General features: G+C 50.3%; 16 protein-coding genes. 8 read left to right on the forward strand and 8 right to left on the reverse strand.

Annotated elements, in window-relative coordinates:
* On the forward strand, window positions 1-542 hold a 542-nt coding region (locus ACYVJG_RS12660), incomplete at its 5' end, for an RNA-guided endonuclease InsQ/TnpB family protein (RefSeq protein ID WP_460431370.1).
* 59 nt (window positions 543-601) lie between these two features.
* Here ACYVJG_RS12660 and radC read toward each other — a convergent pair.
* Window positions 602-1,276 (reverse strand): RadC family protein, encoded by a 675-nt coding sequence (gene radC / locus ACYVJG_RS12665; protein ID WP_460431371.1) that lies wholly within the window; start codon window positions 1,274-1,276, stop codon window positions 602-604.
* A 78-nt stretch (window positions 1,277-1,354) separates the two neighbouring features.
* Complete coding sequence (gene ampD, locus ACYVJG_RS12670) at window positions 1,355-1,918, reverse strand: 1,6-anhydro-N-acetylmuramyl-L-alanine amidase AmpD (protein WP_460431372.1); 564 nt, start codon at window positions 1,916-1,918, stop codon at window positions 1,355-1,357.
* 35 nt (window positions 1,919-1,953) lie between these two features.
* Here ampD and ACYVJG_RS12675 point away from each other — a divergent pair, with 35 nt between their 5' ends.
* A complete protein-coding gene (locus ACYVJG_RS12675) occupies window positions 1,954-2,484 on the forward strand; it encodes a hemerythrin domain-containing protein (protein WP_460431373.1) in 531 nt (176 codons plus the stop codon).
* Window positions 2,485-2,488: 4 nt separating this feature from the next.
* Here the strand turns inward: ACYVJG_RS12675 and ACYVJG_RS12680 are convergent, their stop codons facing one another.
* From ACYVJG_RS12680 to ppa, 3 genes are all read right to left on the reverse strand, one after another.
* Window positions 2,489-3,262, reverse strand: a complete 774-nt coding sequence (locus tag ACYVJG_RS12680; RefSeq protein WP_460431374.1) for a hypothetical protein — start codon at window positions 3,260-3,262, stop codon at window positions 2,489-2,491.
* Window positions 3,263-4,165, reverse strand: coding sequence for a LysR family transcriptional regulator (locus tag ACYVJG_RS12685; protein ID WP_460431375.1), 903 nt, complete (start codon window positions 4,163-4,165; stop codon window positions 3,263-3,265). It lies immediately after the preceding gene.
* Window positions 4,166-4,286: 121 nt separating this feature from the next.
* Window positions 4,287-4,814 carry an inorganic diphosphatase gene (ppa, locus tag ACYVJG_RS12690; RefSeq protein WP_460431376.1) on the reverse strand — a complete coding sequence of 176 codons (528 nt, stop codon included), beginning with the start codon at window positions 4,812-4,814 and terminating at the stop codon, window positions 4,287-4,289.
* 195 nt (window positions 4,815-5,009) lie between these two features.
* Between ppa and coq7 the strand changes: the two genes are divergently transcribed.
* From coq7 to ACYVJG_RS12705, 3 genes are all read left to right on the forward strand, one after another.
* Window positions 5,010-5,633: a 2-polyprenyl-3-methyl-6-methoxy-1,4-benzoquinone monooxygenase gene (coq7, locus tag ACYVJG_RS12695; protein ID WP_460431377.1), complete on the forward strand. Its 624-nt coding sequence runs from the start codon at window positions 5,010-5,012 to the stop codon at window positions 5,631-5,633.
* Window positions 5,634-5,728: 95 nt separating this feature from the next.
* Window positions 5,729-5,983 (forward strand): type II toxin-antitoxin system HicA family toxin, encoded by a 255-nt coding sequence (locus tag ACYVJG_RS12700; protein ID WP_460431378.1) that lies wholly within the window; start codon window positions 5,729-5,731, stop codon window positions 5,981-5,983.
* A complete protein-coding gene (locus tag ACYVJG_RS12705) occupies window positions 5,980-6,318 on the forward strand; it encodes a type II toxin-antitoxin system HicB family antitoxin (RefSeq protein ID WP_460431379.1) in 339 nt (112 codons plus the stop codon). The genes ACYVJG_RS12700 and ACYVJG_RS12705 overlap by 4 nt, the downstream gene beginning before the upstream one ends.
* 72 nt (window positions 6,319-6,390) lie before the next feature.
* Here ACYVJG_RS12705 and ACYVJG_RS12710 read toward each other — a convergent pair whose 3' ends face one another.
* Window positions 6,391-7,467, reverse strand: coding sequence for a GlxA family transcriptional regulator (locus ACYVJG_RS12710; RefSeq protein ID WP_460431380.1), 1,077 nt, complete (start codon window positions 7,465-7,467; stop codon window positions 6,391-6,393).
* A gap of 97 nt (window positions 7,468-7,564) precedes the next feature.
* Here ACYVJG_RS12710 and ACYVJG_RS12715 point away from each other — a divergent pair, with 97 nt between their 5' ends.
* The 3 genes from ACYVJG_RS12715 (at window position 7,565) to ACYVJG_RS12725 (ending at window position 14,207) form a co-directional block, all read left to right on the forward strand.
* Entirely contained in the window at window positions 7,565-12,364 is a 4,800-nt protein-coding gene (locus ACYVJG_RS12715) for an NAD-glutamate dehydrogenase (RefSeq protein WP_460431381.1), read from the forward strand.
* Between the two features lie 102 nt (window positions 12,365-12,466).
* Window positions 12,467-13,207: a M48 family metalloprotease gene (locus ACYVJG_RS12720; RefSeq protein ID WP_460431382.1), complete on the forward strand. Its 741-nt coding sequence runs from the start codon at window positions 12,467-12,469 to the stop codon at window positions 13,205-13,207.
* 226 nt (window positions 13,208-13,433) lie between these two features.
* Window positions 13,434-14,207, forward strand: a complete 774-nt coding sequence (locus ACYVJG_RS12725; RefSeq protein WP_460431383.1) for a hypothetical protein — start codon at window positions 13,434-13,436, stop codon at window positions 14,205-14,207.
* Window positions 14,208-14,779: 572 nt separating this feature from the next.
* On the opposite strand, the gene ACYVJG_RS12730 is transcribed toward ACYVJG_RS12725, so the two are convergent.
* Both ACYVJG_RS12730 and ACYVJG_RS12735 read right to left on the reverse strand, forming a co-directional pair.
* A complete protein-coding gene (locus ACYVJG_RS12730; RefSeq protein ID WP_460431384.1) occupies window positions 14,780-15,739 on the reverse strand; it encodes an Rpn family recombination-promoting nuclease/putative transposase in 960 nt (319 codons plus the stop codon).
* Between the two features lie 85 nt (window positions 15,740-15,824).
* A partial coding sequence (locus ACYVJG_RS12735; protein WP_460431385.1) for a PD-(D/E)XK nuclease family transposase occupies window positions 15,825-16,342 on the reverse strand: 518 nt, incomplete at its 5' end.

Here is a 16,342-nt window from a genome sequence, read left to right on the forward strand (position 1 = left end):
ACAAGCGCTCGAACAACCGGCGCAAGGCAGTGAAAGCGCTGGCGGCGGAACACCGCCGAATTGCCAATCGGCGCAAAGATTTCTTGCATCAGACCAGCGCAAAGCTGGTAAGCCAATGCGGCCTGATTGCCACTGAGCAATTGAACGTCAAGGGTATGACCGCCAGCGGTGGCGAATACAAGAAGGGATTGAACCGCAGCATTCTGGATACCGCACCGTCCACCTTTTTAACTCTGCTAAAGAGCAAAGCGGAAGAAGCTGGCTTGCAGTGGTGTGAGGTACCGACCCGTCAGGTTAAACCAAGCCAGACGTGTCACCGGTGCGGTGTCCAGCGTAAAAAAACGCTCGCGGAGCGCATTCATCGTTGTAGTTGCGGGGCTGAATGCGGCCGCGACGAAAATGCGGCGCGAGTGATGTTGAATTGGGCGCTGACAGGTAGCGCCTCCGGTCAGGAACTGGCCGAGGTGGGGAGCGGTGGACGTTTCGCCGTGCTGAGCCACGAAACTCACGCTGTACCGGCGCTAGCCGGTCAGCGGGAGTAGTTCATGTCGTCCGCGCTATCCTTCCCAGCCCTGAACGGCGGGGCTTGTCGCGCACCGGGTCAAAGCCATCCTTCCTCAGCAAACGAAACCGTGGCGGTGCCGGCAACAATAAAGTGGTCGAGTAAACGGATATCGAGCAGTTGTAGCGCGGAGACCAGCCGCTTGGTTAAGGCGCGATCGGCTTCGCTTGGCTCGCGGGCACCGGAGGGATGATTATGCGCCACGATAACGGCGGTGGCGTGATGTTTTAGCGCATGGCGGGCAATTTCTCGTGGATAAACAGCGGTTTGATTAATGGTGCCGTGAGCCACTTCTTCCACTGCTAACACGCGGTTTTGATTGGAGAGAAATAACACCAAAAATACTTCAATCTCACGCCGCGCCAGCAATAAGCGTAAATAGTTTCTTACGCTGTCGGGGTTACTGAGCACATCTCCTGTGTGTAAATCCTCGGCCAACGCTCGACGGGTCAATTCCACCGTTGCCGCCAGTTGGGCATATTTCGCCGGCCCTAAACCGGGAATGTCGGCAAACGCCTGTAGTGGCGCATGAATGAGCGCAGACAGTGAACCAAACTGTGCCAAAGCCCGTTTTGCCAAACCGACTGCACTCAAGCCCTTTATGCCGGTCCGTAAAAACAAGGCCAATAACTCGGCATCACTTAAACTGGCGGCGCCGCGAGTCAGCAATTTTTCTCTGGGCCGTTCATCCTCTGGCCAATCACAAATCCCCATGTCTTTTCCCCTTTTGCTAAAACATGCAAAGAGAAATTACAAAAAAATCAGGTGTTTGTCATGCCTTGTGCTGGTTTTTTATAGACTAGGCGTGTGATCTTCTACGGTGTTGTTGCAAAAAGGCAAACCCATCACGCTTTCTGCGCGTGACCAATCAAAATAGGGACCGGGGTCTTGTTTGCGAGTAGGGGCGATATGTTGATGGCCGGTCATTGCACACAGGCTAGGGTGTTTTTGTTTGAGTTGCTGTGCCAGTGTCGCAAGGCGTTGGTATTGTGCATCAGTGAATGGCACATCACCCGAACCTTCTAATTCAATGCCAATGGAAAAATCATTACAACGTTCGCGCCCTCGCCATTGCGATGCCCCTGCGTGCCAAGCGCGTTGTTCGGTGGCAACAAATTGAATCAGCTCTCCATCTCGCCGAATCAAAAAATGTGCCGAGACGCGTAAATGGGCAATGGCCGCATAGTAAGGGTGAGCATTAGGGTCTAATTGATTGGTAAATAGTTGGATAATACCCTCACCACAGAAATGTTCCGGCGGTAAGCTGATATAGTGAATGACAAGCAGTGGAATATCACTTGAATCAGGACGTTCATCACAGTTGGGTGATGCAATAAAACGATCAATGGTCACCATCTTAGCCGCTTTCTTTGACGATAAATTTAATTATCATGATTCAAATTACCCCAATAGGACAAGCCCTCGCGCCCAGTTTCGATCATCCGATTGAAATGCTTGAGGCCTGCCATGACAAAGTGCGGCATTTTACCCATCAGCTGGCGCAGTTGCCGGCACACTTGGATCAGTTCGGGATTACCGACGCGACGATACAGACCATCCACGGCATTTTGCGTTATTTCGATGTGGCCGCACCTTTGCATCATGCTGATGAAGAGCAAAATCTGTTCCCCGCCTTGTTAACAGTGGCACCGCAATACAGTCCCCTGATTGAGCGATTGTTAGCCGAGCATCTCGAACTCAATATGAGCTGGTTGGTGTTGCGTGAACAATTACAGCAAGTGCAGCAAGGGCATGCACAGGCGCTGAGCCGCACGCGGGTACAGCGTTTTTGTCGCCGCTATCGGTTACATGCTTTGGATGAAGAAAATGAAGTGTTCACTGCGGCGAAAGACTTTCTATCAGACATGCGGTTGCAGGAGTTAGGCCAGCCGATGGCGGCTCGGCGGCAATCAGCTGCTTAATCGACTAAGGCGGTTGTGGCTGTTTAAAGAGCCGTTGCAAATAGTCTTGATAGGGCGCAGGAAGGGGATGTTGTTGCCACAGTTGCCGCAGTTGTGTTTGGTTGGGCATCACAGCCAACGCTTGGTGTAGCTCTTTGACAAAGTGAGGAAAACCAGTACGGGTTAAGGGGGTGCGACGAGCGTGCAGATAGTGTTGGCACGCCGACCGTAAATGCTCGCTCAGTGTTAACTGGGTATGCAGTGCCTGACAGACCATTTCCAACGGCAACGTGATATCGCGGTTATGTAGCGGTGCCTGACTGACCTGTAGCAACAGATAATAGGCGCTATTGAGTAATACAGCGGCAAAACTGGCATCTTCAGCGGTGGCCAGCGGTAGCCATAAGCCACGGCATGGGGCGAGTTGATGGAAAAAACGCGCTGCCCGTTGTTGTGCGCGTGCACTGCCGCCGACACACAACGCAAAGCCATGTTGCACCCCAAAATCGGTCCACAATCCATCACATAACACATAGTGATGATAGCCAAAGGCTTGCCGCCGTTTTGCCAGATGCGAAAACCAACTGCCTGAGATATCAACCACCACGAATTGATGACGTTGCAACACCGCTTTGGGGTAATGTAACAGTTGCTGGATGCCTAACTGGTCAGCAAACACCACTCGCTGGGTAAGCTTAGCGAGGGGCTGGGACAATGTTGGCGGTGACAGCTTAAGCCGTTGTGCAATCCAATGACTGCGCGGGCTGTTGCCTAACACTGTGCAGCGTGCGGCAATCAATCAGATTCCCCCACATAGGCGGGCACTGATTGAAGCTTGTGCAAGATGTTGTAAAAACCATGCCAGTGCATGACTGGGCTGGCGTTCGCGCCAACCACAAAATAATAAGGTCGAGGGTTTGCCCTCTTGCACTGCCAACTCGCGTAGCTGACCCGCGGCAATCGCCGGTCGTGCTAAGCGTTCGGGTAAAAACCCCACGCCCAAACCGGCACATTGGGCAGCCAATTTATCGTCGATCGTGGGCACAGTGAGTACCTCCTGTCCGGTTAATAAGCTACTGGAGCGAGGTGGTAATTGACGCGAGCTGTCTGCCGCAGCGATAGCACGATAGCGGCGGATAACACTGGCAGAAAGGGGCTGTGGGTGTTGGCACAGCGGATGATCGGGATGCACAGCAAAGATAAAATTAACTTGTGCCAAAGGTTGTGATAACACGCCAACCGGAGGATGGTCATTGGCACCGATTACCAAATCTGCCCGTTGATTCACCAACGCATCCCACGTTCCACCAAATACCTCGCGTTGAATACGAAGTCTTGTTCCTTGATTGTATTGGTCAAATTCTGCGACAGATGCCAGTATGGCAGAAAAATCTAATAAATCACTGACGGCAATCCGCAGTTCTGGCTCCCATCCTGATGCCAGACTGTGCATTTTTTGTTCGAGTTGACTGGCACACGCCAGCAGTTGTCGCCCTTCTTCTAACAAGGCATGTCCAATTGCAGTCAGTTTGGCACGGTGGCCGCTGCGGTCGAACAGAGAGATGGCTAAATCTTGTTCTAGTTTTTGAATGGTGTAGGTGATGGCAGACGGCACACGATGTAATTCTTCAGCCGCTGCTGCAAAGCTGCCATTGCGTGCGATGCTATCGAGCACCAGCAGCGCATCTAAAGAAAGTCGCATGTTTTACCCTATCTGCAAAAAAAGAGCGTTTTTTGGTTTAATTTAATATTTTCACTTAACGGATGCCGACAAAAAAAGCCGGCGGGACGCCGACTTTCTTTGCCTTGCTAAGCAAGTGGGATTACGGTTGGTAGCGAGCGACGCCATCCACCAATTCTTTTTTGGCGGCTTCTGCATCGTCCCAGCCCTGTACCTTAACCCATTTTCCTTTTTCCAAATCTTTGTAATGTTCAAAGAAATGGGAGATTTGGTCACGCAACAACTGGGGCAGGTCTTCCAGTTTTTGCACGTCTTTATACATTGGGCACAGTTTTTCGACTGGCACAGCCACTAATTTAGCGTCGATACCGGATTCATCTTCCATTTTCAGCACGCCCAAGGCACGGCAACGTACCACCACACCCAACTGCAGCGGGAATGGAGTCACGACTAACACGTCAACGGGATCGCCATCTTCGGATAAGGTTTGTGGCACATAGCCGTAGTTCGCTGGGTAGAACATTGCTGTACCCATGAAACGATCCACGAACATTGCGCCCGTTTCTTTGTCCAACTCGTATTTGATAGGGGCAGCATTGGCAGGGATTTCGATAATGACGTTAAAGTCATTGGGGATGTCGCGGCCAGCAGGCACTTGATTTAATTGCATAGTGACTCCTCTTTCTCTCTTAGGTGAGGGATAAACAGACTTCGTTGGCGAAGTGGCTGCGATTATAAAGACGTCTGCTGTAAAAATGTTGCCGTACCACAAAGGCAAACAGGCTTTTTTGGTGTAAGGTGCGGCGGCAAAGCACACCGTCCGCTATCAATGGACAAAAAATGTCATGTGGAAAGAGAAAAAGCGATGAATGTAGATCGTGTGATTACCGAGTTTGATAAAGGCTTGCGCACTTTGTTAGCCCCCGCCCACAGTATTCGTTCCCATCCTGATGCTCATTTGGTTGATGCACCATTGAGTGAGTCAGAACGCTCGCACGTGATTGGGCTGATGCGGATCAATCATTGTGGTGAGGTGTGTGCACAGGCGTTGTATCAAGGTCAGGCGTTAACGGCGCGTAATCCGGAAGCGCGTCGGGCATTGGAACATGCAGCACAGGAAGAAACCGAACACTTGGCATGGACGGAAAAGCGGATTCGTGAGTTGGGTGGGCGTACCAGTGTGTTCAATCCGCTGTGGTATGTGGGTTCGTTGGCGATTGGGGTGGGCGCAGGGATATTAGGCGATAAGTGGAATCTGGGTTTTCTGGAGGAAACGGAATATCAGGTGGAGGCGCATTTGAATGAGCATTTGGCGTCGTTACCAGCGCAAGATGAGAAAAGCCGCGCAATTTTGACGCAGATGCGTGAGGATGAGGTGAAACACGCTGAAATGGCGCATTCCTACGGTGCTGCCGCCCTTCCTGCACCGATCAAAGGCATCATGCACATCACCGCTAAGTTGATGAAACAGGCCAGTTATCGCGGTTGAAATGGATTGGTATTCCAATTCGTACAGGGAAATGAGGCTGGTTGGCCGACTAAAAATAATCTCGTAAAGATATCATAATTTGATATCATTAAATTATGAATGCAGCCCATCAAAAAACCTTAGCCGCGATATTTGGTTCTCCAACTCCTTCTTCGCTTGAATGGCGACGTATCGAGGCACTATTTGTTGCTGTCGGTGCCAAAGTTATTGAAGGGAATGGGTCGCGTGTACGGGTTGAATTGAATGGCGTTGTTGCAACCTTTCATCGGCCACACCCTCAAAAAGAATCCAAACCTTATCAAGTCAGAGACGCTAAGGCGTTTCTGTCTCAGGCAGGAGTGCATCCATGAACCTTATGACTTACAAAGACTACTCAGCTCGTATCGAATACAGTGATGAGGATGGCTGTTTTATTGGCCATATTGCAGGGATTCGTGACGTTGTAGGGTTTCATGGAGAGTCGGTTGCCGAGTTACGCGCTGCGTTTGAAGAGGCCGTCGATGATTATTTGGTTACCTGTGAAAAGTTGAACCGCTCCCCACAACGTCCCTATTCTGGAAAAGTTATGTTGCGTATCGATCCCAGCATTCATGCAAAAGTTGCGATGTTGGCAGAGGCCCAAGGCAAAAGCATCAATGCGTGGGCTCAAGAAGCGCTGCAGCGAGCGGTTTTAGCTGGTAGCTAATTTCAGTTGATTGAATCCGGCTAAATCCCGTCCACATCGGGATTTAGCCGAATTGCTCAAAATTAATTTCTCTCAACGCACCGAGCGTTCTTCTCTTGGTGTGATGCCAAAATGATTGCGATATGTGCTAGAGAAATGCGGGCCGCTCGAAAAACCACACGACAAACCAATCTGCACAATCGACTTGCTGGTTTGTTGCAACAGCTGGCGGGCGCGGTTGAGGCGCAGTTCTAAATAATAGCGCGAAGGCACCGTATTTAAATATTGCTTAAACAATCGCTCCAACTGCCGCCGCGACAAACCAACATAATAGGCAATGTCATCCGTTGATAACGGCTCCTCGATATTCGCCTCCATCAGCGCCACCGCCTCAGTCAACTTAGGCTGACTGCCGCCAATCCGCGTTGCCAACGGGATGCGCTGTCGCTCATTCCCCGGCCGCATGCGCTCCATACTAAACAGCTCAGACAGCTGCGCCACAAAATCATTGCCTTGTGTTTGTGAAATCAGCGCTAACATGAAATCAAGCGTTGCAGCACCGCCGGCACAGGTGGCGCGGTCACGGTCGATCTCAAACAAATTTGATGACACCACGACATGCGGAAAACTTTCGGCAAAGCGGTGGATTTCTTGCCAATGAATGGTGGCGCGATAGCCTTCTAATAAACCGGCGCGTGCTAACCACCAACTGGCTGTGCCCAAGGCACCGATCAATGCCGGCTGTGGCACTAACTGACCGAGCCCACGCGCCAAATCGTCGGTTTCGGTATCGGGCCCCGCCTCATCCCCAATCACAAACAACGCATCTAAACGTGGCGCATAGGCCAACTCTAAATCAGGCCGCCACGGTAACCCACAGCTGGCACGAACAGTTTCATTGCTATGGAGGGAAAGCGTTAACAGTTCATACAGTGGTTGCTCGGCAAGCTGATTGGCACGCATCAGCACATCTGCTGCTAAGCCAAAACTGGACAAAGAGAACTGGGGCAACAATAAAAAACCATATCGTTGCGCGCGAGAAGGAGAAGAAAGCACAGGCATTGAAAATTCCACTGGGCCGATGAGCGATGGCGCTGCAGTGTAGCGTGTTTCTGCCGTTTCCGTCGCGCTGGTGGCGAGGAACGTCGCAAAACGGAAATGCGGCGACACCAAGCGTCAATAGAATGTGGGCCTGCATCACCGTATTAGCGCATTACCCACAGCGATAACAAAGTGGCGACCCCACTTCTCACTTCACGAGGTGTTCATGTCTTTCTCTATCAAACCTGAATTGTCAGCCCTGATTGCAGATATCGATGCGATAGCAAGCGCATCGTTGCCTCCAGATCAGGCGGCGCGGCTGGCACCCGTGTTTCCTGCTTATTTCGAAGAAGCCGAAGTAGCAGACCTGAAACGCTTTACTGCCGCCGATGTGTTTGGTGCGGCTTTATCTCATCTCGAATTTGCCCAACAGCGTCAATTTGGCCATACCAAAGTGCGCGTGTATAACCCCGACATCGAACGCCACGGTTGGCAAAGCACCCATACCGTGATTGAGATCGTCAATGAGGATATGCCGTTTCTGATCGACACCTTGGCGATGTTGCTGGCACGGCGCAATGTCACCCTGCACTTGCTTATCCATCCTGTGTTAGAAGTGGAACGCGATGCCGCTGGTGAGGCGGTGGCCATTCGCCGCGCTGAACAGCACAGTTCGCCGTTAGAGTCGTTTATTCACGCACAAATCGACCGCATTACCGACCCCGAACAATTAGCAGAATTGGCAGCAGAGCTGGAGCAAGTGCTGACCGATGTGGAAATCGTGGTGCACGATGGCGATGCGATGCGGCAGCAGGTGTTGGCGTTGGCCGATCAGTTGCAAACGATGGAACATGAAGAAGCCCCCGAAAGTGCTGAGTACCTGCGTTGGGTGGCAGACAATCACTTTTTGCTGATGGGCTTTTGTGATTACGACTTGGTGTGCGATGCCAATGGCTGCGATGCGTTGCGGATTGTGGCGGGATCGGGCTTGGGGATTTTGCGTAACCAAGGTGATAAAGAATACTCGGAAAGTTTTGCCCAGCTACCACAAACGCTGCGTGAATATGCCCATGTACCGCGCTTGTTGGTGTTGAACAAGTCGCAAACCTTATCGACCATCCACCGCGCCGCCCATCTGGATTACATTGGAATCAAGCGCTTTGATGCACAAGGAAAGGTGATTGGTGAGCGCCGCGTATTGGGTCTCTATACCGCCAGTGCCTACCACGCCTCGCCGCGTGATATTCCGGTGTTGCGCCAAAAAATCCGTCAAGTTTGCGCGGCACTCGACTATGTCGATAACAGCTACAAAGCCAAAACCCTGAACTTTGTTTTAGAGACTTATCCCCGCGATGAGTTGTTTGAAGTCCCTGCTGACGTGTTGACACCGATTGCCGAAGGCTTGGTGAATCTGCAAGAACGCCCACGTACCCGTTTGTTTGCGCGGAAAGATCACTATCACCGCTATGTCAGTTGTTTGGTATTCATCCCTCGCGACAGTTTCAACACTGAAGTACGGTTAAAAATCGAAGCTTTATTGCTCGAGGCTTTCAATGGAACACATGCCGAATTCAGCGTGGCGATTGCTGATTTGCGGCTGGCGCGGGTGCATTACATCGTGCATACCCCAGCAGCGGATGTCTTGGACTATGACGAAGCACTGTTAGAAACTGCAATTGCGCGGGTGGTGCGTGGGTGGAGTGAGGAACTACATCAACACTTGATCGAAACACGCGGAGAAGAAGACGGCAATCATCTGTTCTATCGCTATCGTGATGCCTTCCCTGTGGCCTATCGTGAAGAATTTGATGCGCGCAATGCGGTATTAGATGTGCAACAGCTCGAAGCATTGTCTGCAGCACAGCCGCTGTCGGTCAAACTGTATCGTCCTTTCCAACGCAATGCCGGCCGTCATCATCTCAAAGTGTTCCGCTTTGGCGAACCGGTCAGCTTGTCCGAAAGCTTACCTGTATTAGAAAGTTTGGGCGTGCGGGTGCGTGATGAACGTCCTTATCGGGTGACGCGTGCCGATGGTGCCGAACTGTGGATCAACGATTTTGGTTTGGTGGCACCGGATGAACAACGCTTGGATGATGAAGCCGTTCGGATTCGTTTCCAAGAATTGTTGTTGAAAGTCACCGCTGGACAGGCGGAAAGCGACGGCTTTAACCGCTTGGCCTTAGCCGCAGGTTTGGATTGGCGTGAGGTGACGTTGATCCGTGCGTTGGCAAAATACTTACGCCAAGGTGGGCTGACCTTTAGCCAGCAATATATCGAACATTGCGTGGCGAACTATGCTGCGATTTCGAGCCGTTTGGTGGCTTTATTCCATGCTCGCTTACATCCAACTCAACGCGATGAGGCACAAGCTGCGTTGTTGTTACAAGAGATTCGCGAAGCCTTAACGCAAGTGGCGAACATTGATGAAGATAAAATTCTCAATGCTTTCTTGACCGTGATTTTGGCGATTCGCCGTACCAACTTCTATCAACGCAAAGAACAACAGCCGAAAGCCTATCTGTCGTTCAAGCTGGAATCTGGCAAGGTGGATTTCCTGCCATTGCCTCGCCCGTTATATGAAATTTGGGTGTATAGCCCACGTGTGGAAGGGGTGCATCTGCGCGGTAGCAAAGTGGCTCGCGGTGGGTTGCGCTGGTCGGATCGGATGGAAGATTTCCGTACCGAAGTGTTGGGTTTGGTCAAAGCGCAGATGGTGAAAAATTCGGTGATCGTACCGATGGGGTCAAAAGGTGGCTTTGTGGTCAAACAAGCCAGCCCTGCCGACCGTGAAACGTGGCTGGCGGAAGGGGTGGCTTGCTACAAGATGTTTATCTCTGGCCTGTTAGACCTGACCGATAACATCTGCAATGGCCAAATTGTGCCGCCAGTTGATACTGTGCGTTTAGATGAAGATGATCCTTACTTGGTAGTGGCTGCTGATAAGGGCACGGCGAGTTTCTCGGATATTGCGAATGGTGTGTCTGAGCAATACGGCTTCTGGTTGGCTGATGCGTTTGCTTCTGGCGGCTCTGTTGGGTATGACCATAAAAAAATGGGCATTACCGCACGCGGCGCATGGGAGTCGGTGAAACGGAACTTCCGCCATTTGGGAATCAACACCCAAGAGCAAGATTTTACCGTGATTGGTGTGGGCGATATGTCGGGCGATGTGTTCGGCAATGGCATGTTGTTATCGCAACATATTCGCCTGTTGGCTGCGTTTGACCATCGCCATATCTTTATCGACCCACAACCGAATGCCAGCGTCAGTTTTGCGGAACGGGCACGTTTATTCGAGCTGCCGCGTTCGTCGTGGGCGGATTATGATGCCACGCTGATTTCAGAAGGCGGCGGTGTGTTTGATCGCAAGTTGAAATCGATTACGCTCTCGCCTCAAATCAAGGCATGGCTAGGGACAGAACGCGATAGCATGGCGCCGAATGAGTTGATTCATGAGATTCTCAAAGCACCGGCTGATTTGCTCTACAACGGCGGTATTGGCACCTATGTTAAAGCCAGCCATCAACCCCATAGCGCGGCAAATGACCGCACCAACGATGCCGTGCGTGTCGATGGGTGCCAGTTACGCGTGAAAGTGGTGGGTGAGGGCGGTAACCTTGGCTTTACCCAAGCAGGTCGGGTGGAGTTTGCGATGAAGGGCGGCTTGATCTTCACCGATGCGATTGATAACTCGGCAGGGGTCGATTGCTCTGACCATGAAGTGAATATCAAGATTTTGCTGGGCAGTGTTGTCGCTGCAGGAGATATGACGCTGAAGCAGCGTAATGTCTTGTTGGCTGAGATGACGGAAGAAGTTGGCTCGTTGGTGTTGCGTAATAATTATTTGCAAACCCAAATTTTAGCCATCAATCGCTATTCCTCGGCGCAGATGTTAAATGCACAAAGCCGTTTGATTACAGCGATGGAAAAAAGCGGTGAGTTAAAACGTGCGCTGGAAGGCTTGCCATCGGATGAGCAAATTGCCGAACGCCGCGCCAATCGTCAGGGATTGACAGCGCCTGAAGTGGCGGTTTTGTTGGCCTATAGCAAAATTGCGTTGGATCGGGCGTTGTTGGCTTCGGATGTGCCAGATGAAGCGGATTTCTTGCCGATTTTAACCGCTTATTTCCCACAGCCTTTGCAACAGCGTTTTGCTGAAGCCATGCAAAACCATCACCTGAAGCGTGAGATTATCGCTAACCAATTGGCCAACCGCATCGTCAACCGCATGGGGATTACTTTCGCTTTCCGCTTGCGCGAGGAGATGGGGGTTAGCGATGCCGACATTGCCCGTGCTTTCTGGGCTGCAGATGGTATTTTTGCTGCAGAAGCGTTATGGCAACGAATCGAAGCGTTAGACAACGCCATTTCAGCAGATATTCAAGTTGAATTGATGATTCGGGTACGAACCTTGGTTGAACGTGCGGCACGTTGGATTCTGCATAACCGCCGTCATCAAGAACCGATTTCTGCTTTGTTGGCACGTTATCATGCCTCGGTACAAACTTTGATGAACAGTCTGCCTTCGTTAGTCGCCAGTGCTGATGATGAGAATGTGGCACAGATGGAACGCCATTGTTTAGAGCAGGGTGTTCCGGCAGAGTTGGCGGCGTTGATCTCTCGCCTCGATTTTGCTGCCGCGTTCTTTGATATTGCCGAATTGGCAGAAGAAGGCCAGCTGGATCGTGAAGTGGTTGCAGCAAACTACTTCCAATTAGGTAAGGCGTTGGAACTCGATTGGTTGCGCGATGCGATTACACGCTTGCCGCGTGATAACCGTTGGCAATCGTTGGCACGGTCGGCTTTGCGTGATGACTTGTATCGTATGCACCGTGGTTTGACTGAAAAAGCGTTGGCGTGCGAAGCGTGTCAGGATGACCGTTTTGCCTCGCATTGGTTAGCCAATCGTCAAGAAGAACTCGAGCTGTGTCATCAAATGTTGATTGAGCTGCGCGCGTATCCTGCTTTGGATTTGGCGATGTTGTCTGCTGGTATGCGTGAACTCAGCAACCGCATGATGGTCTAGCCTATTGCCTCTGTTTGTCCGACCTACCCCGTCACTCTCGCCGAGTGGCGGGGTTTTTTTTAGAATATGCTGTTTTCAATCGCAATCTATCGAAGGATCCATATGAAACGCTATGCATTATCGCTGATGGCTGTGGCAGTGTTAGGGTTGGCTGGCTGTCAGTCGGGCAACGTCAATGGCTTGGTGGCAGCAGGGCAAAGTTTGGCAACAGCGGCATTGTTATCTGATGCTGATGCGCAAGCCTTGGGTGATCGGACAATTAGCCAATACGACAGCAAAGAAAAAGTCGCGGCAAAAAACAGTAAATACGCTAAGCGTTTGGCGCAGTTGACTAAAAACTGGCGGCAAGTCGATGGTAAAAGCTTAGAGTACAAAGTGTATTTGAAACCGGATGTGAATGCTTTTGCGGTGCCAAATGGGTCGATTCGTATTTATAGCGGTTTGATGGATGCGATGAGCGATGATGAATTGCGTTATGTGATTGCGCACGAAATTGGCCATGTGGTGTTGGGGCATTCGAAAAATGCGTTGCAAGTGGCTTATGGCACGTCTGCGGTGCGACAAGCCATTGCCGCCAGTGGCAGCAGTACGGCAGCGGCGTTGTCGCAATCTGCTTTGGGGGCGTTAGGTGAGAAATTGGTGAACGCGCAGTTCTCGCAAAAGCAAGAGAACGAGGCGGATGATTTTGCGCTGCAGTTTTTACAGCGGAATCAGTATAAAACTGGTGGTGCGGTAACGGCTTTGCGGAAGTTGGAAAGTAAGTATGGCAACAACAGCACGATTTTCTCTAGCCACCCTGCGCCCGGGGCGCGTGCTGCACGTTTAGAGCAGAAATTGCGTTGATTGTTGGCGTTTGCTAGCGGTTTGGTGGGCACAAAACCCGTGCCCATCTTTGGCTAAGACATCTAACAAGATTTCTTTGGCGTACAAGTATTCACTAGAAATATTGGGATTGAGAATATCAGTATCATACGTGTATGATCGCATTGGTTATGTAAGTCACGTTTTGGATATTCATCAACGGGTTGTGGCCGAGTTTGCACATTAAGCCTCGAAGGGGGTAATTAAATTGATTGACGAAACAAATCCAGCAGGTAGATTGCATAAAATATTGGTGGCAGCAAAAAGACAGGCTGACAACAAAACTGTAAGAGATGTCTGGGCTTATGCCTTAAACGTTGAGTCAAATGATGCCGAGGTCACCAAAGCAGTAGTGGAGTTGTATTCTTTGACTCATCAGATCCAGTCTCTAATTAAAATGAAAGATGGTTTAAATCACGATTTATATCTAAATTCGTTTAGTAGTGTAGAAAAGGCTTTGATTCCTCTTAACCTGGCGTCGAGTTGGAGTAGTGTAAAAGCTCACTTATCTGACGAAGCATTAACTAGGTTGCAATTTTGTGCAGAAGAGCTTTCTCGTTTTTATGCTGAAGACAGTCTTTCTAAAGAAGAGCTACAAAACGTAATCGAGAAAATCGATGCTTTATTCAATACTGTATATTCTTCAAATTTGGCAGATACATTGCGGCTTGCGTTGTTAGAGGAAGTAGAACGCCTTCGAAATGCGATATCAATGTACAAGATAAAAGGCGCAAAAGGTCTGAAAGATGCGCTCCAAGGTACAATTGGTGCAGTGGTAGCCAATCAGGAAGAGATTCGCAATGCTGCCAATGAAAACCAAGATGTTCTCAAACGTTTAGGGGAGTTAATTGATAAAATGGACTCCTTTACAGCTAGAGCTTTGAAGCTAAAAACTATAGTCAGCAAGCCTATACGTTATTTACTTTCAAGTGTTACTGAGTCAGAAGTCACGGACTGTGAACCTAAAGACATAGAGGCTTAACAAAACGTTCAAGCCTGATAGAGTGGGCACGTTTCTATGCCCGTCAGCAACCCCAAAATCCGTCAAAACGTGTTGACAATCGCTACCCGCTCAATTTGAACAATGGAGGTAACCTTGGGTTCAATCAGCAGTAGACACTTTGCGCTCATCAAAAAAATTCCAGGGCTCACGCTGCCAGTCATACTGCAGGTGAAGGATGCTAATGGTAAATGTCTGGGTGACGCTGTTCTGGATTGGAATGGCGAGGTGACTGCAAATTGGCTAACTCCGCCGAGGAGATTTGATAATCCGAGCGCATTGCGCCAAGTTTTGATCAGCAGAAATAGCAAAACATACTGTCATTTTTTCTACCAAGGTCGATCACTTGAAGATCATGGGGTTTGCTAGCCCAGTAGGGTAGGCACGTTTCTGTGCCTACCACATCAATGTACGTTGGAATGCCAGTTGTTTGGCAACCCAACATTACCGACAACTGCAAACAGCAAAACACCGCCGTATGTAATACGAGCCGCCTCGCCCCGAATTGGGTGGGGCGGTTTTTTTATGTTGTCCGTGTTGGGTTGCTAAACTGATCAACCCTCGAAAATATCCTCTAACCGCTGCGCCTGCGTTAACGACACGCCCCATTGCTGCAACTGCTCCGGCGTCGCTGTCCGTAACCGCGACAACACCCAATCCGGTAATGGCTGACCAAATTTTGTTTCGATCATCCTGCCAAGGAACATTTTCATGCCTTTTTCCATGCCTTTTTCCAACCCCCGCTGCTCACCACGTTCTTCTGCCACTTGAATCTCTGTGTTGTAATCCCACACCGCCCGTTCGCGTGCCAATGCCCGTAACCGTTCTTCCTTGGTCTGGCTCATTTGCTCTAGGGATTGCAAAACAGTCATTACCGGTGTGTGTGTCAGCTGTGCCATGATGTGTTGCTCCTGCCAGTGTTCAAACAGATCGACCCAATTCTTTAATGCCGTTGGGGCCAGTTGGAGGCGGTCGGCTTTGTCTAATTCCAGAATATCAATTTGCTGTGCTTTGGTGAGGACAACATCGGGAATGTGTTGATCACGTAGTTCAAACCGCCATGAAGCTTGTTCTGGATGTTCAGGGAATAAATCAAAATCCAGTAGATGAATACAAATCACATGCTTCATCTCACGATAGGATTGACCGCTTTCTAACTGTTCGCTGATAAGACGCGAACTGTAATACAAGCTTCGCTCTCCCCAATACGTCTGTTTCCGCACCTGAATTTCAATATTGTATTGCACCCCAAAACCATCTTTGGCCAAGACATCCAACACGATTTCTTTGGCATGGAGATCTTCACCGGAGATATTGGGGTTGAGAATATCCGTAATCGTAATCGGCGGTTGATCGTAGCGGATGCTGTTAATCAAATCAGACAGCAATTCGGGTGATTGGGCAAAGAGACGTTTGAAAATGTAATCGTTCTTTGGATCGAGCAGCGGCAGCATGATGGGAGTGGGGCTGAGGGTAATGGCTGATTGTAGTTCAGGTTGGTGTTGGGTTGCCAAACAACCGGCAACCCAATTACCAGATTTGGTGGATATGCTACTAGATTTGGTGGATGCGCTATGCTTATCCACACTACGAAACGGGTCAAACCTCGAAAATATCCTCTAACCGCTGCGCCTGCGTTAACGATATCCCCCACTGCTGCAACTGCTCCGGCGTCGCAGCCCGTAACCGCGACAACACCCAATCTGGCAATGGCTGACCAAACCGCGCCTCGATCAATGTTCGGAGAAGGATTTGCATACCTTGTTCTTGTCCTCGTTCCTCAGCTGCTTGAATCTCTGTGTTGTAATCCCACACTGCCCGTTCGCGTGCCAATGCCCGTAACCGTTCTTCTTTGGTTTGGCTCATTTGCTCTAGGGACTGCAAAACAGTCATTACCGGTGTGTGTGTCAGCTGTGCCATGATGTGTTGCTCCTGCCAGTGTTCAAACAGATCGACCCAGTTCTTTAATGCTGTTGGCGCAAGTTGGAGGCGGTCGGCTTTGTCTAATTCCAGAATATCAATTTGCTGTGCTTTGGTGAGGACAACATCGGGAATGTGTTGATCGCGCAGTTCAAACCGCCATGAAGCTTGTTCAGGATGGTCGGGGAATAAATCAA

The organism is Aquaspirillum soli, assembly GCF_054781915.1.